General features: G+C 65.4%; 16 protein-coding genes. 11 read left to right on the top strand and 5 right to left on the bottom strand.

The features are described 5' to 3' along the window. The first annotated feature begins 26 nt into the window (after positions 1 to 26). Entirely contained in the window at positions 27 to 1,349 is a 1,323-nt protein-coding gene (locus tag R0382_RS17980) for an SUMF1/EgtB/PvdO family nonheme iron enzyme (protein ID WP_432721400.1), read from the top strand. 59 nt (positions 1,350 to 1,408) lie between these two features. Here R0382_RS17980 and leuA read toward each other — a convergent pair whose 3' ends face one another. Then, positions 1,409 to 3,106, bottom strand: coding sequence for a 2-isopropylmalate synthase (gene leuA / locus R0382_RS17985; RefSeq protein WP_432721401.1), 1,698 nt, complete (start codon positions 3,104 to 3,106; stop codon positions 1,409 to 1,411). Between the two features lie 388 nt (positions 3,107 to 3,494). On the opposite strand from leuA, the gene R0382_RS17990 reads away from it, so the two are divergent. From R0382_RS17990 to R0382_RS18035, 10 genes are all read left to right on the top strand, one after another. Next, positions 3,495 to 3,584, top strand: coding sequence for a potassium-transporting ATPase subunit F (locus tag R0382_RS17990; protein WP_432721403.1), 90 nt, complete (start codon positions 3,495 to 3,497; stop codon positions 3,582 to 3,584). A 1-nt stretch (position 3,585) separates the two neighbouring features. Next, positions 3,586 to 5,367, top strand: a complete 1,782-nt coding sequence (kdpA, locus tag R0382_RS17995) for a potassium-transporting ATPase subunit KdpA (protein WP_432721404.1) — start codon at positions 3,586 to 3,588, stop codon at positions 5,365 to 5,367. Positions 5,368 to 5,537: 170 nt separating this feature from the next. Then, positions 5,538 to 7,694, top strand: a complete 2,157-nt coding sequence (gene kdpB / locus R0382_RS18000) for a potassium-transporting ATPase subunit KdpB (RefSeq protein WP_432721405.1) — start codon at positions 5,538 to 5,540, stop codon at positions 7,692 to 7,694. Positions 7,695 to 7,706: 12 nt separating this feature from the next. Continuing rightward, positions 7,707 to 8,288 carry a potassium-transporting ATPase subunit KdpC gene (gene kdpC, locus R0382_RS18005; protein WP_432721406.1) on the top strand — a complete coding sequence of 194 codons (582 nt, stop codon included), beginning with the start codon at positions 7,707 to 7,709 and terminating at the stop codon, positions 8,286 to 8,288. 436 nt (positions 8,289 to 8,724) lie between these two features. Beyond that, on the top strand, positions 8,725 to 12,654 hold the full coding sequence (gene putA / locus R0382_RS18010; protein WP_432721407.1) for a trifunctional transcriptional regulator/proline dehydrogenase/L-glutamate gamma-semialdehyde dehydrogenase: 3,930 nt from the start codon (positions 8,725 to 8,727) through the stop codon (positions 12,652 to 12,654). Positions 12,655 to 12,879: 225 nt separating this feature from the next. Then, positions 12,880 to 13,974 (top strand): branched-chain amino acid ABC transporter substrate-binding protein, encoded by a 1,095-nt coding sequence (locus R0382_RS18015; protein ID WP_432721409.1) that lies wholly within the window; start codon positions 12,880 to 12,882, stop codon positions 13,972 to 13,974. Positions 13,975 to 14,167: 193 nt separating this feature from the next. Then, entirely contained in the window at positions 14,168 to 15,085 is a 918-nt protein-coding gene (locus R0382_RS18020; protein WP_432721410.1) for an ABC transporter permease subunit, read from the top strand. Continuing rightward, on the top strand, positions 15,085 to 16,371 hold the full coding sequence (livM, locus tag R0382_RS18025) for a high-affinity branched-chain amino acid ABC transporter permease LivM (protein ID WP_432721411.1): 1,287 nt from the start codon (positions 15,085 to 15,087) through the stop codon (positions 16,369 to 16,371). Before R0382_RS18020 ends, livM begins: the two co-directional genes overlap by 1 nt. After that, positions 16,368 to 17,186: an ABC transporter ATP-binding protein gene (locus tag R0382_RS18030; protein WP_432721412.1), complete on the top strand. Its 819-nt coding sequence runs from the start codon at positions 16,368 to 16,370 to the stop codon at positions 17,184 to 17,186. The genes livM and R0382_RS18030 overlap by 4 nt, the downstream gene beginning before the upstream one ends. Then, complete coding sequence (locus tag R0382_RS18035) at positions 17,183 to 17,914, top strand: ABC transporter ATP-binding protein (protein ID WP_432721413.1); 732 nt, start codon at positions 17,183 to 17,185, stop codon at positions 17,912 to 17,914. The genes R0382_RS18030 and R0382_RS18035 overlap by 4 nt, the downstream gene beginning before the upstream one ends. A gap of 277 nt (positions 17,915 to 18,191) precedes the next feature. On the opposite strand, the gene R0382_RS18040 is transcribed toward R0382_RS18035, so the two are convergent. The 4 genes from R0382_RS18040 to R0382_RS18055 are packed head-to-tail and all read right to left on the bottom strand — an operon-like array spanning position 18,192 to position 21,610. After that, on the bottom strand, positions 18,192 to 19,721 hold the full coding sequence (locus R0382_RS18040; protein ID WP_432721414.1) for a TadE/TadG family type IV pilus assembly protein: 1,530 nt from the start codon (positions 19,719 to 19,721) through the stop codon (positions 18,192 to 18,194). After that, positions 19,718 to 20,299, bottom strand: a complete 582-nt coding sequence (locus R0382_RS18045; RefSeq protein ID WP_432721415.1) for a TadE/TadG family type IV pilus assembly protein — start codon at positions 20,297 to 20,299, stop codon at positions 19,718 to 19,720. Before R0382_RS18045 ends, R0382_RS18040 begins: the two co-directional genes overlap by 4 nt. Next, positions 20,283 to 20,717 (bottom strand): TadE/TadG family type IV pilus assembly protein, encoded by a 435-nt coding sequence (locus tag R0382_RS18050; RefSeq protein WP_432721416.1) that lies wholly within the window; start codon positions 20,715 to 20,717, stop codon positions 20,283 to 20,285. Before R0382_RS18050 ends, R0382_RS18045 begins: the two co-directional genes overlap by 17 nt. Then, positions 20,714 to 21,610: a type II secretion system F family protein gene (locus R0382_RS18055; RefSeq protein WP_432721417.1), complete on the bottom strand. Its 897-nt coding sequence runs from the start codon at positions 21,608 to 21,610 to the stop codon at positions 20,714 to 20,716. Before R0382_RS18055 ends, R0382_RS18050 begins: the two co-directional genes overlap by 4 nt. Positions 21,611 to 21,697 lie beyond the last annotated feature (87 nt).

Raw genomic sequence — 21,697 nt, forward strand, 5'->3', positions numbered from 1 at the left:
TCACGACCAAAGCACAGGGGATCACGATGAACCAAGCCGTACGCTACGCAGCAATGCGCGGCAGCCCACAACCCGCGTTGCCGGTTGTTGCGACAAGCAAAGCGCGCCCAAACCTGAAACCGCTCTTGCTCGGAGTGCTGCTCGCGCTCGGCATGCATGATGCCTTCGCCGCTGCCTGGCAGCCCGCCGGCGCCTATAAGCAAGGCGATGTCGTCGCACATCAGGGGCAGGAATGGCAGGCCAGATGGTGGACCAGTGGCGATACGCCCGGCGCGGGCTCGATCGCGTGGCAGCCGGCGCCGCCGGAAAACGCCGCCGCATGGCAGTCCGGCCGGGCCTACACCGCCGGTGAACTGACGGCATTCCGCGGCGAGCTGTACCAGGCCCGCTGGTGGACACGGGGCGAGACGCCGGCCACGGCCGACGGCGCCTGGCGGGCACTCGGAACCGGCGTCAACGGCAGGCAGTTCGTCCGGGTAGCGGGCGGCACCTTCATCATGGGTGCGACGATTGCCGGCCCGGTCAACTACCCGAACGAATACCCGGTACACCCGGTCACGCTATCGCCGTTCTGGTTGAGCGCCACCGAAGTTACCTATCGCCAGTTCGACCGCTACACCCGTGCCACCGGCCAGTCACCACTCAGCTCGGCCGATCTGGGCGGCGTGGACATGGGGCGCGGCGAAAACCCGGCGGTCAACGTGACATGGTGGGCGGCAATCAGGTACGTCAACTGGCTGAACCAGCGCAAGGGCTGGCCCAAGGCCTATGACGAAGCCAGCGGCGATCTGCTCGATGCGGCGGGCCGGCCGACGGTCGACGTCGCCAAGGTCATCGGCTATCGGCTGCCTACCGAGGCCGAATGGGAATATGCGGCGCGTGATCGCGGCCAGGACATCATCAATGCCTGGGGCAACGGCGCGCCGCTGATCAACGGCAAACCGGCGGCCAACATTGCCGACAACGACTTCAAGGTCTACTTCGAGGCGCTGTTCAACGCGCCGCTGCCATCGTGGGTCGTTCCGTGGGAGGTGAGCGACGGCCATATCCGGCTCGCACCGGTCGGCAGCTTCGTGCCCAATTCGCTCGGCCTGTACGACATGTCGGGCAGCGCCTGGGAATGGACCAGCGACAAGGAGCGCGCCTTTACCACGCAGCCGCAGACCAACCCGGTCGGCGTCGGCGAAGCCCCGGGCCGGATCATGCGCGGCGCCAGTTGGGACAATGGTCAGGACATGCACATCACCGACCGCTACGCCGGCAACCCCGCGGAATCGACCCCGGCCACCGGCCTGCGCCTGGCACGCTCCGTCATTCCGGGCCGCCACGACACCGATCGCGAAGACTGATCCCTTCGGCGCAGCGCCGACGCCGGCCACGTCATACGCATGACGAGGCCGGCGCGCGACTAGGCGGTTGCGGCCGACACCGGCTGCGCCGCCAGCGCCCGGTTGACGCCCGACAGCACCGCCTTGATCGCAGCGGCGACGATATTGCGGTCGGTGCCGACGCCGAAACCGGCCGCCTCGCCGTTCACCGCCAGCTCGATGTAGCAGGCCGCTTCGGCATCGGCCCCGCCGCCCAGCGCGTGCTCGTGGTAGTCGTTCACCGCGACACACAGGCCGGCAGCGCTGCCGAACGCGCTGACGAAAGCCGCAATCGGCCCGTTGCCGGCGCCGATGACGATGCGGCGCTCGCCGGCATGTTCAAGCTCGACTTCGATCACGGCCCCGTCTGACAAAGCGTCGCCGCCGGTTTCCTCGAGGCTATGACGCAGGTAAGCCCATGGCGTGTTGCGGTCGAGATATTCGCGGCGAAACAGCGCATGGATATCGCCCGCGCTCACTTCGCGTCCGGTTTCGTCCGATTCGCGCTGGATCGCCCGGCTGAACGCAATCTGCAAGCGGCGCGGCAGATCAAAGCCGTGTTCCTGTTGCAGCAGATAGGCCACCCCGCCCTTGCCCGACTGGCTGTTGACGCGAATCACCGCGTCATAACTGCGTTTAAGGTCGGCCGGATCGAGCGGCAGATACGGCACTTCCCAGTATTCGTCGGCGCGCTGCTGCGCCAGCCCCTTCTTGATTGCATCCTGATGCGAGCCCGAGAACGCGGTGAACACCAGATCGCCGGCGTACGGGTGGCGCGGATGCACCGGCAACTGCGTGCAGTACTCGGCGGTGCGGCGGATCGCGTCGATGTCGGAGAAATCCAGCCCCGGGTGGACGCCCTGGCTGTAGAGGTTGAGCGCCAGCGTCACCAGATCGACATTGCCGGTACGCTCGCCGCTGCCGAACAAGCAGCCTTCGACCCGCTCGGCGCCAGCCATCACCGCCAGTTCGGCCGCCGCCACCGCACAACCGCGATCGTTGTGCGGGTGCACGCTAAGAACAATGCTGTCGCGCCGCGCCAGATGCCGGCTCATCCACTCGATCTGGTCGGCATAGGTGTTCGGCGTGCTCATTTCCACCGTCGCCGGCAGGTTGATGATCATCTTGTGCTGCGGGCTCGGCTGCCAGACCTCGGACACCGCGTCGCAGACCTCCTTGGCGAAGTCGATTTCGGTGCCGGAGAACACCTCGGGCGAGTATTGATACACCCATTCGGTCTCGGGCCGGGCACTGGCCAGCCGCTTCACCAGCGCGGTGCCGGCAAGCGCAATCGCTTTCACGCCGGCGCGATCGGTACTGAAAACGATGCGGCGGAAATTCGGCGCGACCGCGTTGTAGAGATGAACGATGACGCGGCGCGCGCCGGCGACCGATTCGAAGGTACGGGTGATCAGATCTTCGCGCGCCTGCGTCAGCACCTCGATGGTCACGTCATCGGGAATCCGCCCCTCGGTAATCAACTTGCGGACGAAATCGAAATCCGTTTGCGACGCCGACGGAAACGCCACCTCGATTTCCTTGAAACCCGCCGCCACCAGCGTTTCGAACATCCGCAGCTTTTTCTCTACGCTCATCGGCTCGATCAGCGACTGGTTGCCGTCGCGCAGATCGGTACTCATCCAGATCGGCGGCGCGGTAATGACCCGATCGGGCCAGGTCCGGTCGGTCAAAGCGATCGGCGTAAAGGCGCGGTATTTGGTTGCGGGCTGGGCAAGCATGGCTGACCTCGTAAAATAGACACAATGTAGAACAATCAAACGGGATGTTTGTACAAATCTACAAAATGTATTTTTCAAGGTCAAGAAAATGTTATCAACCGCAACAACTCAATCTATCTCGCAAACAAATCAGACATAAAGTCCACACCCAGGGCGAAAAACCGGCATTTACACGATTTTTATATCCGCCCCCCGCCTTTTACCGGGGTCTTTACGCCGCCCTCCCTAGAGTTCGGCTTGAACAGGTGCCCGTGGCCCGCGCCACGCCGAACGCCTGAGTGCCACCCTGGGAGAGAACCATGGACTTCGCTTATCTCGCACTGACCGGCCTGATCGCCGGTTTGATCTTCGTATTGATACAGCTGTGCCACATCGCCAGGAGGGCGCCATGAGCACGATCGCGCTGCTGATCGGCGCCGCCGCTGTCGCACAGCTTGCCTACCTCGTCTACGCCCTCTTCAATCCGGAGCGTTTCTGACATGAACACCAATGCTGTGATGCAGCTCGTGATTTACCTCGCGCTGCTGCTGGTTTTAGCGTGGCCCTTGTCGGCCTATCTCGTACGCATCATGCGCGGCGAGCACATCGGACCGACCCGGCTGCTCGCGCCGGTCGAGCGCTTTTTCTACCGGCTGGCCGGTGTCGATGCCAAACAGGAATCCGGCTGGCGCGCGTACGCGATCGGTCTGATCGTCTTCAACCTGATCGGCGTGATCGCCGTTTACGCGCTGCAAAGGCTGCAGGGCGTGCTGCCGCTCAATCCGCAAGGCTTGGGCGCGATCAGCCCGGATTCGTCGTTCAACACCGCGATCTCCTTCGTCTCCAATACCAACTGGCAGGGTTACGGTGGCGAAACGACGATGAGTTATCTGACGCAGATGCTCGGCCTGTCGGTGCAGAACTTCCTGTCGGCCGCGACCGGCATTGCCGTGGTGATCGCGCTGATTCGCGGCTTTGCGCGTAAGAGCAGCGAGGCGATCGGCAACGTCTGGGCCGATCTGACCCGCGTGACGCTGTACGTGCTGGTGCCGCTGTCGTTGGCTGTCGCCGTTGCTCTGGTCAGCCAGGGCGTGATCCAGAACTTCAAGCCTTATGTCGAAGTCCAGACGCTGCAGGCCACCGTCTACCAGACCGCCAAGCTCGACGCGCACGGCGCGCCGGTGAATGGCGCCGATGGCAAGCCGCTGATGGTCGACACCGCCGCGACGACGCAAACGCTGGCGATGGGCCCGGTCGCGTCGCAAGAAGCGATCAAGATGCTCGGCACCAATGGCGGCGGCTTTTTCAACGCCAATTCGGCGCACCCGTTCGAGAACCCGACGCCGCTGTCCAACCTGATCCAGATGCTGGCGATTTTCCTGATTCCGGCGGCGCTGTGCTTCACCTTCGGGCGCATGGTCGGTGATCGCCGTCAGGGCGTCGCGGTGCTCGCGGCGATGACGGTGCTCTTCGTCGTTGCCTACGGTGTGCTGGTCTGGGCCGAACTCGCCGGCAACCCGGCGCTACAGCATGCCGGTGCCGCCAGCGCCATCAATATGGAAGGCAAGGAAACGCGCTTCGGCATCGTCGCATCCAGCCTGTTCGCGACGATCACCACCGCCGCATCGTGCGGCGCGGTCAACGCGATGCACGACTCGTTCACGCCGCTGGGTGGCATGGTGCCGATGGCGCTGATGCAGCTTGGCGAAGTGGTCTTCGGCGGCGTCGGCTCGGGCCTGTACGGCATGCTGGTGTACGCGATTCTCGCGGTGTTCATCGCCGGGCTGATGGTCGGCCGCACGCCGGAATACCTCGGCAAGAAGATCGAATCGTTCGAGATGAAGATGACCGCCATCGCCATTCTCGCCACGCCGATCCTGGTGCTCGCCGGTACCGCGATCGCCGTCAGCGTCAGTGCTGGCCAGGCCGGCGTGCTGAATCCGCAAGCGCACGGCTTCTCGGAAATTCTCTACGCCTTCTCGAGCGCCGCGAACAACAACGGCTCGGCCTTCGCCGGCCTGTCGGCCAACACACCGTTCTACAACGTGATGCTCGGTCTGGCGATGTGGTTCGGCCGCTTCGCGATCATCGTGCCGGTGCTGGCGATGGCCGGTTCGCTCGCCAGCAAAAAACGCCTCGCGGTGACCGCCGGCACGCTGCCGACGCACGGCCCGCTGTTCGTGGTGCTGCTGATTGGCGCGGTGCTGCTGGTTGGCGCACTCAATTACATCCCGGGGCTGGCGCTAGGCCCCATCGTCGAACACCTGCAAATGCACGCTTGAGTCCACGAATAAAACCCTGCTGCCTGCGTTGTGCTCGCTTGCCGTACTTGTTCGTACTGTCTGCGCTTCGGACCCTAAAGGGCCCCTTGGCAGCACCGCTTCGCTGGGTTTTCTTCGCGGCCTTATGCATCAGGGCCTCAAAAGGCCGACACCCTTAGGGGAATAGAGAAATGACCAAAAGATTTGAAACCGCGATTCCGGATCAGGTGGAAGCCGGTTCGGACGAACACGTGAACGTGGGCGTACGCAAACTGCCGCTGTTCGACGCCAAGCTCCTAAGCCCGGCAATCGTCGATGCCTTCAAAAAGCTCGCACCGCAAGTGCAATGGCGCAACCCGGTGATGTTCGTCGTCTACGTCGGCAGCATCCTCACCACCTTGCTGTTTGGCCAGGCGCTGTTCGGCACCGGCGAAGCACCGGCCGGCTTTATCGGCGCCATCGCCGCGTGGCTGTGGTTCACCGTGCTGTTCGCCAACTTCGCCGAAGCGCTGGCCGAAGGCCGCAGCAAGGCGCAGGCCGCGGCATTGCGCAATACCAAGAAGAACGTCATCGCCAAGAAGCTGAAGGTCGCCCAGCGCGGCGGTTACGAGCTGATCGACAGCCCGAGTTTGCGCCGCGGCGACTTCATCCTGATCGAAGCCGGCGATACCGTGCCGGCCGACGGTGAAGTCGTCGACGGCGTCGCGTCGGTCGACGAATCGGCGATCACCGGTGAATCGGCCCCGGTGATCCGCGAATCGGGCGGCGACTTCTCGGCCGTCACCGGTGGCACCCGCGTGCTGTCGGACTGGATCGTCGTGCGCGTATCGGTCAACCCGGGCGAGGCCTTCCTCGACCGGATGATCGCCATGGTCGAAGGCGCAAAACGCCAGAAGACGCCGAACGAAATCGCGCTGACCATCCTGCTGGTCGCGCTGACCATCGTCTTCCTCGTCGTCACCGTCACCCTGCTGCCATTCTCGCAATACAGTGTCTCGGTCGCCGGCGCAGGCACGCCGATCACCATCACCGCCTTGATCGCGCTCTTGGTCTGCCTGATTCCGACGACGATCGGCGCGCTGCTGTCCGCCATCGGCGTCGCCGGCATGAGCCGGATGATGCAGGCCAATGTGATCGCCACCTCGGGCCGCGCGGTCGAAGCCGCCGGCGACGTCGATGTACTGCTGCTCGACAAGACCGGCACCATCACGCTCGGCAATCGCCAGGCCGCCAGCTTTATCGCCGCCCCCGGCGTCACCGAACAGCAGCTTGCCGACGCCGCGCAACTGGCATCGCTGGCCGATGAAACGCCCGAAGGCCGCTCCATCGTCGTGCTCGCCAAGCAGCGCTTTGCGCTGCGCGGCCGCGAACTTGCCGCACATCAGGCCGTGTTCGTGCCGTTCACCGCGCAAACCCGGATGAGCGGCGTCGACTACGACGGTCGGCAAATCCGCAAAGGCGCGCTCGACGCGGTGCGCCGCCATGTGGCCGAAATCGGCGGGCTCTTCCCCGATGCCGTCGCCAAGGCCGCCGATGATGTCGCGCGCCGTGGCGCCACGCCGCTGATCGTCGTCGATAACAGGCCGGGGCTGCACGGCGGCATGGAGCCGCGGGTACTCGGCGTGATCGAGCTGAAAGACATCGTCAAGGGCGGCATCAAGGAGCGTTTTGCCGAGCTGCGCAGCATGGGGATCAAGACGGTGATGATCACCGGCGACAACCCGCTGACTGCCGCGGCGATCGCCGCCGAAGCCGGCGTCGATGATTTCCTCGCCGAAGCCCGCCCCGAAGACAAACTGAAGCTGATCCGCGATCACCAGGCCGAAGGTCGCCTCGTGGCGATGACCGGCGACGGCACCAACGACGCACCGGCGCTGGCGCAGGCCGACGTCGCGGTGGCGATGAACACCGGCACGCAGGCCGCGAAAGAGGCCGGCAATATGGTCGACCTCGACAGCAATCCGACCAAGCTGATCGAAATTGTCGAGATCGGCAAGCAGATGCTGATGACGCGCGGCTCGCTGACCACCTTCTCGGTCGCCAACGACATCGCCAAGTACTTCGCCATCATTCCGGCCGCGTTCGCCACCACCTATCCGCAGCTCGGCGCGCTGAACGTGATGGGCCTCTCCACGCCAGCGTCGGCGATTCTGTCGGCGGTGATCTTCAACGCGATCATCATCGTTTTCCTGATCCCGCTGGCGCTGAAGGGCGTGAAGTACCGGGCGCAATCGGCGGCGCAACTCTTGCGCAACAACATGCTGATTTACGGCCTTGGCGGCCTGATCGTCCCGTTCGTCGGCATCAAGCTGATCGACCTCGCGCTCGTCGCACTGCATCTGGCTTAAACGGAGAACACCATGAATATCTCTTCCCAACTCCGCCCCGCGATCACGATCTTCGCCCTGCTGACCGCACTGACCGGCTTGCTCTACCCGGCCTTTGTGACCGGCATCGCCCAGGGGCTGTTCCCGAGCAAGGCCAATGGCAGCGTGATCGTCGCCGACGGCAAGGTCGTCGGCTCCGAACTGATCGGCCAGAACTTCACCGAGCCGCGCTATTTCTGGGGCCGCCCGTCTGCCACCGGGTCGATGCCTTACAACGGTGGCGCATCGGGCGGCAGCAACCTCGGCCCGACCAACCAGGCGCTGTTTGAGACGGTCAAGGCCCGCGTCGCCGCGCTGAAGGCCGCCGATCCGGGCAATACCGCGCCGATACCGGTCGACCTCGTCACCGCCTCGGCCAGCGGCCTCGATCCGGAGATCAGCCCGGAAGCCGCGGCTTACCAGATCGGCCGCGTCGCCAAGGCACGCAATCTGTCGGTGCCGGATGTCGAAGCGCTGGTCGCGGCGAGCACCACCGGCAAGCAATGGGGCCTGTTCGGCGAAGCACGCGTCAACGTGCTGAAACTCAACCTCGCACTCGACGCGCTCGGCCAATAAGCACCTTCCTCCGTGCGCTTGATACGCCCGCCTTGTGCGGGCGTTTTTTTGCGGACGACGCCCGGCATATGCCATCCGGAACACCGGAATGTGCCAGAAACCCGCTCACTCGCTACCTCTTCCGACCGTTTATCCGATCAGCATCGCCGTGTTTTGGGATATTTCTGACCCACATCCATCATTCTTCGCATCAAATCCGATCAGTTTCTTACACACAACCTCAAAAAAACCCACGCCGCACGTGCGGAAACATGTAGTGATGTAGCAAAACCAACGGCTTCAGCGGTGCAACCCGAATTCGTAATACCGGCACAACCATTGTCAAACATGGCTTTGCGACAAAATCAAGCGGTGTAACCCTTGGGGATTTTCCGTAGTTGTACCGCTTGAACTAGATCGTAGTATGAGCCTCACATTCGACTTGTAAGCAACGGACATGGCCAATACCACGCTGGGGATCAAGGTTGACGACGCACTGCGGGCACGTATCCGCGATGCGGCGCAAACGCTGGAACGCACGCCGCACTGGCTGATCAAGCAGGCGATCTATGCCTATCTCGAACGCGTCGAGCAGGGTACGCGGCCGGCCGAATTCGGCAGCGGTAGCGCCGCCGAGATCATCGAGGCGCAACCCGCCGTTGACGCCGCACCGGTGCCCTTCCTCGAGTTCGCCCAGAGCATTGCGCCGCAATCGGTACTGCGTGCGAGCATCACCGCCGCGTGGCGCCGGCCCGAGGTCGAATGCGTGCCGCTGCTGATCGAACAGGCCCGGCTGCCGAATGCCCGGATGGGCGAACAGGTGCAGGCGCTGGCGCACAAGCTGGTCGCCAAGCTGCGGAGCAAGCGCAAGAGCGGCGGCGTCGAAGGGCTGATCCACGAGTTTTCGCTGTCGAGCCAGGAAGGCGTGGCGCTGATGTGCCTGGCCGAAGCGCTGCTGCGGATTCCGGACAAGGCGACGCGTGACGCGCTGATCCGCGACAAGATCAGCAAGGGCGACTGGCACGCGCATCTGGGCAATTCGCCGTCGCTGTTCGTCAACGCCGCGACCTGGGGGCTGATGCTCACCGGCAAGCTCACCGCGACCAATAGCGAAGCCGGTCTTTCCAAGGCCCTGACCCGGCTGATCGGCCAGGGCGGCGAGCCGCTGATCCGCAAGGGCGTCGACATGGCGATGCGGCTGATGGGCGAGCAGTTCGTCACCGGCGAAACGATTTCCGAAGCGCTGGCCAACAGCCGCAAGTTCGAGGCCAAGGGTTTCCGCTATTCCTACGACATGCTCGGCGAAGCCGCGACGACCGAGGAAGACGCGCAGCGTTACTACGCCTCGTACGAGCAATCGATCCACGCCATCGGCAAGGCCGCGCATGGCCGCGGCATTTACGAAGGCCCGGGCATCTCGATCAAGCTCTCCGCCTTGCACCCGCGCTATAGCCGCGCGCAGCAGGACCGCGTGATGAGCGAACTGCTGCCGCGCGTCAAAGCGCTGGCGCTGCTGGCGCGCCGCTACGACATCGGCCTGAATATCGACGCAGAAGAAGCCGATCGGCTCGAACTGTCGCTCGACCTGCTGGAAGCACTGTGCTTCGACGCCGATCTCGCCGGCTGGAACGGCATCGGCTTTGTGGTGCAGGCCTACCAGAAGCGCTGCCCCTTCGTGATCGACTTCATCATCGATCTGGCCCGCCGCAGCCGGCACCGCATCATGGTGCGGCTGGTCAAGGGCGCGTACTGGGACAGCGAAATCAAGCGCGCCCAGCTCGACGGCCTCGAGGGCTATCCGGTCTACACCCGCAAGATCTACACCGACGTGTCGTATCTGGCCTGCGCGAAAAAACTGCTGGCGGTGCCCGACGCGATCTATCCGCAGTTCGCCACCCACAATGCCCAGACGCTGGCGACGATCTACCACCTCGCCGGTGCCAACTACTACCCGGGCCAGTACGAATTCCAGTGCCTGCACGGCATGGGCGAGCCGCTGTACGAGGAAGTCACCGGCTCGGCGGCCGAAGGCAAACTCAACCGGCCGTGCCGCGTCTATGCGCCGGTCGGCACCCACGAAACGCTGCTCGCCTATCTGGTGCGCCGGCTGCTCGAGAACGGCGCCAATACCTCCTTCGTCAACCAGATCGCCGACGAGAAAATCGCGATCGACAGCCTGATCACCGATCCGGTCAGCGCCGCCAGCGCGATCAACCCGGTCGGCGCCCCGCACGACAAGATTCCGTTGCCGCGCGCGCTGTTCGGCGTCGAACGCGCCAACTCGGCCGGACTGGATCTGGCCAACGAACAGCGGCTGGCGTCGCTGTCGGCGGCGCTGCTCGCCGGGGGCCAATGGCGCGCGGCGCCACTGTTGGGAGAAGACGGGACAGCAGCACCGCTGCTCGGCGACGACAGCGTCAGCGCCGGCGAGGCCCAGCCGGTCTGCAATCCGGCCGACCACCGCGACGTCGTCGGCTACGTCACCGAAGCCGGGCTGGCCGATGTCGAAACCGCCTTGCAGCATGCCGTCGCCGCCGCACCGATCTGGGCCGCGACGCCGGTGTCCGAACGCGCCGCCTGCCTGCGCCGCGCCGCCGACCTGCTCGAAGCGCAAATGCCGTCGCTGTTGGGGCTGATCGTCCGCGAGGCCGGCAAGACGCTGGCCAACGCCGTCGCCGAAGTGCGCGAAGCGGTCGATTTCCTCCGTTACTACGCCGCGCAGATCGAGCGCGAATTCGACAACGACAGCCACCGCCCGCTCGGGCCGGTACTGGCGATCAGCCCGTGGAACTTCCCGCTGGCCATTTTCATGGGCCAGGTCGCCGCGGCGCTGGCCGCCGGCAACCCGGTGATCGCCAAGCCGGCCGAGCAGACGCCGCTGATCGCCTCCGAGGCCGTCAAGCTGCTGCGCGAAGCCGGCGTGCCGGCCGGCGCGGTGCAACTGCTGCCGGGCCGTGGTGAAACCGTCGGCGCGGCGCTGGTTGCCGACACGCGCATCCGCGGCGTGCTGTTCACCGGCTCGACCGAGGTCGCGCGGCTGATCTCGCGCACGCTGGCCGACCGGCTCGATCCGCAAGGCCGGACGATTCCGCTGATCGCCGAAACCGGCGGCCAGAACGCATTGATCGTCGATTCGTCGGCGCTGCCCGAACAGGTGGTGTTCGACGTGCTGAACTCGGCGTTCGATTCGGCCGGCCAGCGTTGCTCGGCACTGCGCGTGCTCTGCCTGCAGGCCGATGTCGCCGACAAGGTGCTGACGATGCTCAAGGGTGCGATGCACGAGCTGGCCATCGGCAATCCGGACCGGCTTGCCACCGATGTCGGCCCGGTCATCGATCTGGAAGCGCAGCAGAACATCGAGCGCCATATCGCCAAATTGCGCGGCGCCGGTTTCGAGGTGAGCCAGCTGCCGCTGCCGGCCGATGCCCGCCACGGCACCTTCGTGCCGCCGACGCTGATCGAGATCGACGCGCTGGCCTCGCTCGAACGCGAGGTCTTCGGCCCGGTGCTGCATGTGCTGCGCTACAGCCGCGATGCGTTCGATGCGCTGATCGACGACATCAATGCCACCGGCTACGGGCTGACCTTCGGCGTGCATACGCGCATCGACGAAACCATCGACCACGTCACCGGCCGCATCCACGCCGGCAACCTGTACGTGAACCGCAACGTCGTCGGCGCCGTCGTCGGCGTCCAGCCTTTCGGTGGCGAAGGCCTGTCGGGTACCGGCCCCAAGGCCGGCGGCCCGCTGTACCTGTCGCGGCTGCTGTCGCGCCGGACGCGGCCGGTAGCCGCGCTGCCTGCTGCACCAAAACCGGCGCTGGACGCACTTGCGACTTACCGCGATGTACTGATCGCCCAAGGTGCGGACAATGCGGTTGCGCGTTGCAACCGTTACCTGACGACCTCGCCACTCGGCGCCGACATCACGCTGCCCGGCCCGACCGGCGAACTGAATCGCTACCGGCTGACGCCGCGCGGCCCGCTGCTGTGCCTGGCCTCGACGCCAACCGGCGCGCAAGCGCAGCTGGCGGCGGCGCTGGCCAGCGGCAACGTCGCGTGCTTTGTCGACAGCCCCGCGGCCAACAGCCTGATCGAAACGCTGCCGGCAGCGCTGAGTGCGCAGGTGCGCCGTGTGGCCGGCAACGACATCGACACGCTGAGCCCGGCCGGCGCCGTGCTGTTCGAAGGCGACAGCGATGCGCTGCTCGAACTCGGCCGCCGGATCGCCCGCCGCGACGGGCCGATCGTGCAGGTGTTCGGACTGGCCAGCGCCGATCTGGACGCCGGTGACGACTACGACCTGCTCCGGCTGTTCGCCGAGCAGTCGATCAGCGTCAACACGGCCGCCGCCGGAGGAAACGCCAGCCTGATGACGATTGCCTAGCCCCCAACGCCGATCGCTCGGCACAACCCGCCAGATGGACGCCGAACCGGCATGAACGCTGGAAAGCACCTACATCGGAAGCATGGTTGCTGGGTTACGTTGGGTTGAAAGGCAAGCGCATCCGACACTTTGAAGAATCATTACGGCAGCCCGCAAAAGCTGGCGGCATCACCCCTGTAGTAACGGACTACAGTCCATCAAGGAGAAGGCACTATGAAGTCGAACATGAAGCAACTGATTGCCATGACCGGTCTGGGCCTGGGCGCCCTGTTCACCGCACAGGCCCATGCCGATTACTCGGTGGCGATTGCCGGCCCGATGACCGGCGCATACGCGTCGGCCGGCGAGCAGATCAAGCGCGGCGCAGAATTGGCCGTGGCCGACATCAACGCCAAGGGCGGCGTGCTCGGCCAGAAGCTGAAGCTTGAAATCGGCGACGATGCTTGCGATCCGAAGCAGGCCGTTTCGGTGGCCAACGCCATGGTCAACAAGAAGATCGTCTTCATGCACGGCCACTGGTGTTCGAGCTCGACGATCCCGGCGTCGGACATCTACAACGAAGCGCAGATCCCGATGGTCACCGTGTCGACCAACCCGCAGGTGACCGAACGCGGCCTGAAGAACATCTTCCGCATCATGGGTCGTGACGACCAGCAAGGCGGCATCGCCGGCGCTTACATTGCCTCGCATTTCGCCGGCAAGAAGGTCGCCGTCATCGACGACAAGAGCGCCTACGGCAAGGGTCTGGCCGACGAAATGGCCAAGGGTCTGCAAGCCAAGGGCATGAAGCCGGCGCTGCGCGAATCGATCACCGCCGGTGAAAAGGATTACTCGGGCCTCGTGTCGAAGCTCAAAGCCGCTGGCGTGCAAGTGCTGGCCTTCGGCGGTTATCACACCGAAGTCGCGCTGATCCTGCGCCAGGCCAAGCAGGCCGGCATGAAGCTGACCGTGATGGGCGGCGACACCATGAGCAACAACGAACTGGTGACCGCCGCCGGCGGCAACGCCGACAGCGTGATGTTCACGTTCGCACCGGACGCGCGCAGCAACCCGGCCGCCGCCGAAGTCGTCAAGGAATTCCGCAAGGCCAAGGTCGAGCCGGATGGCTACGTGCTCTACGCCTACGCCGCAATGCAGCTGTTCCAGCAAGCCGCCACCCAGGCCAAGAGCGTCAAGTACGGCGACCTGCAAAAGGCATTGGCCAGCGGCACGTTCAACACCGTGGTCGGCAAGCTGTCGTTCGATGCCAAGGGCAATCTGAAGGCGCCGGGCTTCGTCGTCTACCAGTGGAAGGGCAACAAGTACGAGATGGTGAAGTAAGCCTGACCGTCCGCGCCGGGATACCGGCGCGGCACCCGGGCCGGTCGGCCGCGCCCCAAGGCCGCCGGCCCGCACGCACCACAGGTGCCCCAGGAAAACGGGCATCAGCCCGAATCCTTCGAAGAAGGGCATTGTTCACTGCCACACAGGCCGGAACGCAGTCCTCGCACCTCATCATCTGGAGCAAGTATCCATGGGACAATTCATACAACAGCTGATCAACGGCCTGACACTGGGTTCGGTGTACGGCCTGATCGCGCTGGGTTACACGATGGTGTACGGCATCATCGGCATGATCAACTTCGCCCACGGCGACATCTATATGGTCAGCGCGATCATCGCCGTCACCGTGCTGACGCTGCTCGGCTCGCTCGGCATCATGGCCGTGCCGGTCGCGCTCCTGATCACCCTCGTCGTCGCGATCGTGTTCACGTCGGTGTACGGCTGGTCGGTCGAACGGATCGCCTATCGGCCCTTGCGCAACGCCTCGAGACTGGCGCCGCTGATCTCGGCGATCGGCATGTCGATCTTCCTGCAGAACATGGTGCAGCTGACCCAGGGCGCGCGCGTGAAGCCGATCAACGCGCTGCTGCCGGGCGGCTTCGAGCTGTTCACCAGCAGCAACGGCTTCACCGTGCAGCTCGCCTATACGCAAATCCTGATCATCGTCGTGACCGCGGTGCTGCTGGCCGTGTTCACTTACCTGATCACGAAAACCTCGTTCGGCCGCCAGCAGCGCGCGTGCGAGCAGGACCGCACGATGACCTCGCTGCTCGGCATCAATGTCGACCGGACGATCTCGCTCACCTTCGTCATCGGCGCCGCGCTCGCGGCCGTCGCCGGCGTGATGGTCACCGTCTATTACGGCGTCGTCGATTTCTCGATCGGCTTCGTCGCCGGCATCAAGGCGTTCACCGCCGCGGTGCTCGGCGGCATCGGCTCGCTGCCCGGCGCGATGCTCGGCGGCCTGATCATCGGCATGATCGAATCGTTCTGGAGCGCCTACCTGTCGCCCGAATACAAGGACGTCGCCACCTTCGTGCTGCTGATCGTCGTGCTGATGTTCCGTCCCAGCGGCCTGCTGGGTCGTCCGGAAGTGGAGAAAGTCTGATGACCACGACTGCTCATAACCTACCTAACGTGGCCGGCCGGCTCAAGGACGCGACCGGCATCGCGCTGGTGTCCTTGCTGCTCGGCGTGCCGATGATCGGCCTGAAAACCGTCGATGCCGGCGGCGCGCTGGCAATCGCAACGCGCTGGCCGTGGCTGCTGGCCTTCGTCGCAACGATGTTCGTCGGCCGCCTCGTGCTGCAGTTCGTCCTCGACCACGTGTCGCTGAACAAGGCCAAGCGCGCGCGCACCCGGCCCGAAGTCGGCGCGACGCGGCCGTGGCTCAAATGGATCGGCTACGCGGTGGTCGGTTTTGCGCTGGTGCTGCCGATCGCGTTCTCCGGCAACCGCTATGTCGTCGATACCGCCACCACGGTGCTGATCTACGTGATGCTCGGCTGGGGCCTGAACGTCGTCGTCGGCCTCGCCGGCCTGCTCGATCTCGGCTACGTCGCGTTCTACGCCGTCGGCGCCTACACCTACGGGCTGCTGTCGACGCACTTCGGCTGGGGTTTCTGGGAGACGCTGCCGGTGGCCGGCGCGCTCGCGGCGTCGTTCGGCATCATCCTCGGCTGGCCGACGCTGCGGCTGCGCGGCGACTATCTGGCGATCGTCACGCTCGGCTTCGGCGAAATCATCCGGCTGATCCTGGTCAACTGGACCGATTTTTCCAATGGCCCGAACGGCATCGGCTCGATCCCGCGTCCGACCTTCTTCGGCCTGCCGTTCAAGCCCGACAGCGACGACGGTGCGACCTTCGCGTCGTTCTTCCACCTTGATTACTCGCCCGACCACCGGGTGATGTTCCTGTACTACCTGATTCTGGTACTGGCGCTGCTGACCAATCTGTTCGTGTCCCGCCTGCGCAAGCTGCCGGTCGGCCTCGCCTGGGAAGCGGTGCGCGAGGACGAGGTCGCCTGCAAGGCGCTCGGGATGAACGTCACCAACATCAAGCTCTCGGCCTTCGCGATCGGCGCCATGCTCGGCGGTTTCGCCGGCGTGTTCTTCGCCGCGCGTCAGGGCTTCATTTCGCCGGAAAGCTTCGTGTTCTCCGAATCGGCAACCATCCTCGCCATCGTCGTGCTCGGCGGCATGGGCAGCCAGCTCGGCGTGGTGATCGCCTCGGTACTGCTGGTGCTGCTGCCGGAACTGGGCCGCGATTTCTCCGAGTACCGGATGCTGATGTTCGGCGCGGCGATGATCCTGATCATGGTGTGGCGACCGGGCGGCCTGATCGCCCATCGCGAACCGACCTACCGTCTATCAAAGCAAGGAGCGCGGGCATGAGTGAAATGCTGCTTGAGGTAGACCGCCTCACCATGCGCTTCGGCGGCCTGACCGCGATCGACGATCTGTCGCTGACGGTGCCGAAGAGCAAGATCACGTCGATCATCGGCCCGAACGGCGCCGGCAAGACGACGTTCTTCAACTGCCTGACCGGCTTCTACAAGCCGACCGAGGGCAGCGTGCGCATGCACCACCCGGTGCACGGGCCCCTGCTGCTGAACGAAATGCCGTCCTACCACGTCGCCCGCAAGGCCGGCGTCGTGCGCACCTTCCAGAATATCCGGCTGTTTCCGAACATGTCGGTGCTCGAGAACCTGATCGTCGCGCAGCACAATGCGCTGCAAACCGCGTCGCGCTTCTCGATCGCCGGCCTGTTCGGCCGCGCCGGTTTCAAACAGGCGCGCGAGGCCGCGCTGGCCAAGGCCGAGATGTGGCTGACCCGGCTCAAGCTGATCGAGCTGGCCGATACCGCCGCCGGCAATCTGTCGTACGGCACGCAAAGGCGGATCGAGATTGCCCGGGCGCTGTGCGTCGATCCGTTGCTGCTGTGCCTTGACGAGCCCGCCGCCGGCCTCAATCCGCGCGAATCGGCCGAGCTGAACGAGCTGCTGCTCTACCTGACGCGCGAGCACGGCAAGGGCGTGCTGCTGATCGAGCACGATATGAATGTGGTGATGCGCGTCTCCGACCACATCTGCGTGCTCAACTTCGGCAACAAGATCGCCGAAGGCACGCCGCAGCAGATCCAGAACGACCCGAACGTGATCAAGGCGTATCTGGGCGAAGAAGACGCCGACGACAAGGAGGCCGCATGAGCACCATGCTGCAATATTCGGGTGTGCACGCGTACTACGGCGCGATTCACGCACTGCGCGGCGTCGACCTCGTCGTCAACGAGGGCGAGATCGTCACGCTGATCGGTGCCAACGGCGCCGGCAAATCGACGCTGATGATGACGCTGTTCGGCAAGCCGACCGCATCAAGCGGGCAGATCAGCTTTCAGGGTGAGGACATCACCCAGATGCAGACGCACAAGATCTCGCGCGAAGGCATTGCGCTGGTGCCGGAAGGTCGGCGCATTTTCCAGCGGATGACGGTGCTGGAAAACCTGCAGATGGGCGCAACCTTCGCCGACCCGGCGAACTTCGACGCCGACCTGAAGCGCATGTTCGAGATGTTTCCGATCCTGGACAAGCGCCAGCAGCAGCGTGCCGGCACGCTGTCGGGCGGCGAGCAGCAGATGCTGGCGATCGCCCGCGCGCTGATGGGCCGGCCCAAGCTCTTGCTGCTGGACGAGCCGTCGCTGGGGCTCGCGCCGCTCTACATCAAGCAGGTGTTCAAGATCATCAAGGAACTGAACACGCGTGACGGGATGACGATCCTGCTGGTCGAGCAGAACGCCCACCACGCGCTCAAGGTCGCCCACCGCGCCTATGTGCTGCAACACGGCGAGATCGTGCTGACCGGCACCGGCGAGGAACTGCTCGCCAGTGCCGAAGTCCGCGCCGCCTACCTCGAAGGCAGCGCCGAAGCGCACGGCTGACCTTCCGCGCTCCCACACGCCCGGCTGGTCCGGGCGTTTTTCATTCTTCCGCCCCGGTGCGACGCGATGAGGTTCGCAGTCACCGCCAGCGTCGATGGCGCAGCCGGTGACTCCGTCGCGCATCTCTATGCGCAAGAAAAACATCAGCAAGCGGCTTCATCGGGCGGCTGCGGCTGATCGCGGGCACGTCCCCCGCGGCCAATCCCGGTCGGCAAGGTCCACAGATGCCGGCGCCACGTCCACCGCAGCACCGGCCCACGCTGCCCTGCCGCCACGATCAGAGCGTGTCGACCAGCCGCACCCGGTACTCGCGCTGCCCCCATTCACGCAGGAAGCGGATGACGTCGACGGTCTTGTTGACGAGGCGGAAACGCTCGGGGCTGCTGGCGCAGTTGCGGTAATCCCGCAGGGTCCCTGCTTCATCCGAGAAATTCCAGCCTCCCGGGTCGAGCAGCAACACCGAGATTTCGATGCCCTGCTGCTTCATCCGCTCGCACAGCGGCGGAATCACGTTGGGCAGGGTGACCTCCCGACCGTTCACCCAGCTACGGCCGCCACCATAGCCGGTGACATTGGCGCCATCGCTGAACAGCAGCAGCTTTTTCTCGCGCCGCGGGTCGAAATCCATCGGGTAGGTTTTGGACCACACGCCGCGCCATGCCGGGTGCAGCGCACGGTAGCCCCACGCCAATCCCTCGTCGCCACCGGTCGTGGCCGTCGGCAGGTATTGGTCCAGCCTTTGCACCAGCTCCTTGCGGTTGCCGGACGCGACCAGCATCGGCATATGCGCGCAGTCGTAGGCGGCGCCGACGGCGTTTTTGAGATCGTGCGCGGCGTATTTGTCCCAGCGCGACGGCGGATTGACGTTGCGGCCGGCACGCGGAATCTGCAGGCCGATATCGCGGATCGCGTCGAGCCCGGTGCTGTACTCGAGGTAAGTCGTCGCCGCCGCCGCCGGTTCTCCCCACCGGTCGGCGCCGTGTTCAAGCTGCAGCTCGAAGCCGTCGTCGGGGCTGCCCGGCGGCGCCTCGACCACCTTGCGGATATACGTCGCCTCGTTGCCCGGTGAAAGCGGCTTGCGCTTCACGCACGCCCCCTGGCGCAGCCCTTCGGCGCCAGCCCGATGCAGCAGATCGTCGCCATGCCACCAGCCGTTTTCGACCGCGACGTCCTTGAGATGGGGCGGGATGCGCCGCGACGCCGGCGTCACCAGCCTGTCCTTGGCCGACCAGCCGATATTCACCATGCCGGCGTAGGAAATCAGGTTGATGGTGAAATCGCGGCTCTGCTCGCGATCGCGAAAGGCGCTGGCGATATACGCCTGCACGCCTTCGCGCACCGCGGCGACGGCATCGGTCGGCGACATCATCGACGCCGACGAATCGAGCACCAGCGACGCCTCGACCGGCCGGAACATCCGCTCTGCGACGACGCTCTGGTCGACGTCCCGCCACACCGGGCCACTGTTCAGCCACGCCGCGTACGGCCGGCGCGCGCCAAGGCGCACGGTATCGTCGCTCAGCAGCAGACCGGTCTCGACATCGACGTCGTCACCGACGATCGCCTGCATATTCTGTTCGACATAGGCATCGGCGACCTCGCCGAGCACGTTCTCGGTAGCGCGGGGCCCTTCCTTGGCCAGCACCAGTGCGGCCCCCGTCTGCGCCTGATGCAGGCGCATCTGTATGCTCTGATAGCGCCCGGCTTCGAACGCGAACGTCCACATCGCCAGTACCGGCAGCAGCGTCATCGCCGCCCAGATCGCCACGCCGCCGTGCTGCGCGCGCGGCCTCATCCTCGCTCTCATCGCCGTCCTCCCGCTTCACCATCGCGCCAGGCACGGCGCTGGGCGACAAAATGGCTGCGCAATTCATCCGGCAAGGCCCAGCCCAGCCACAAGGGCGGCTGGTAAGGCAGGCAGGCTTCGACGCGTACCAGCTCGCTTTTGGCGACGTTATCCATCGTGACCAGCGTTGCAGCGACGTCGTCCAGCGCGGCCGGCGCGGCGTCGCACTCGCCTTGCATCAACTGGGTCGCCATCGGCTTGTCTGCGGTCGTATCCAGATAGCTGACGCGCACGCCGACGCCATCGGGCGCCTCGCCATCGCGCGGATCGGCCAGCGTGCCGGTGAAAACGGTGTGCGCCACGTCGCCGTCACGCGACAAGCGCGGCCACAGCCGCGTGCCGGCCGGCAGTGGCTGGTTGGCCAGCGCATCGGCATAGGCCGCGGTGGCCCGGTGCAGCCGTTGGCTGGCGAGCTGGTAATCGCTCAGTACCACGCCCGCCAGGATCACCAGCATGACCACCGGCAGCAGCAAGGCCACTTCGACGGTGATGGCGCCGGCCTGTCGTCCAAGGCGCAGTTGTTCAAAATTCGGGTTCATTGATCAGCAGTGTCCGCAGTTGATAAGGCGGCGCCTCGGCGGCCGGGCGCAACACGCCGCCCAGCTCGGCCTCCAGCGTCAGTTCGACCACCTGCCCCGGCCCGCCGCCGCCGGCCTCGCCCGCATCGTCGGCCAGCGCGGCCAGATCGTCGGCATGGCTGGCGCGCACTTCGACCGCGTCGGGATCGAACAACAAGTGGTGGTTGGCATCGAGCACGCGCGCAGCGATGCCGTCGAGCCCCTCGCCTCGTGCAAGGCGCAGCTCGTGGCCGATTTCGTACAGGCTGCGTTCGAGCAGGATGCGCGCAACGGCAACGCGCGCCAGATCGAGCGCGCACACCAGCACGAACAGCACCAGCGGCGCGACCAGCGCGAATTCGACCGTGATCGCGCCACGGCAGGCCTTGCGCGCGGTCATGGCCGGCCCCCGCCCGACAGCGTGCCGATCAGCGAAATCATCGGCGGCGCCGCCATCAGCACCACCAGCGGGAACAGCACCAGCACGATCAGCGGAATGCCGATGCGCGCGGCAACCGCGCCGGCTTTTTCTTCCTGTTCGGACACCTGACGCGCGCGGCTTTCGCTGGCGATCACCTGCAGCGATTCGACCAGCGGCGCGCCATAGCGCATCGACTGGATCAGCGAATTGGCCAGCAGCTCCAGCTCGCGCACGCCGCTGCGCTGCGCCAGCCGTTTCAAGGCCTCGCCGCGGTCAGGCAGCACCAGCAGCTCGGAGCGCGTGGTGCGGAACTCGTTGGCGATTTCCGGCGCGTTATGGTCGATGGCGTTGGCAACGCGCAGCAGCGCCTCGTCCAGCCCCAGCCCCGCCTCGGCGCAAATCGTCAGCAGGTCGAGCGCCTGCGGCGCCATCGCGCGAATGCGCAACTGGCGCTGGCGCACCCGGTCGCCCAGCAGCCAGTCGGGCACGCGCACGGCTAGGAACAGCAACAGCAGCGCCTTGAACATCGGCCCCGGCCGCACGAGGTCGGCCATGCTGCGGATCTCCAGCCACCACAGCGCAAATACGCCGACGATGAGCAGCAGCGCGAACTTGGCCAGCAGGAAGGCGTCGAGCTGCCAGTCCTCGCGCCAGCCGGCGGCGTCAAGCCGCGCACGCAGCCGTTGCCGCTCGCCATGGCTGGCCAGCAGCGGCGTCAGCCGGGATGCGCCACCGCGCCAGTCCAGCCCGGCCGATTGCGCCTGGCCCAGCCCGCGCAAACGGATCCGGCGCTCGCCATTGGTGCGCCAGCGCGCGTACAGCAGCATCGCCGTCAGCGGCGCCAGGGGCAGCAGCCACAGAACATCAATCATGAATTTCTCCTAGAACCTGTTTACGGCCTGCTCGCGACCGCGTTCGGCGCCGTGCCAGGTGACGGGCAAGGCGGACGCATGCCAGGG

This window comes from Jeongeupia wiesaeckerbachi, assembly GCF_050916355.1.
GTDB classification, from domain to species: domain Bacteria; phylum Pseudomonadota; class Gammaproteobacteria; order Burkholderiales; family Chitinibacteraceae; genus Jeongeupia; species Jeongeupia wiesaeckerbachi.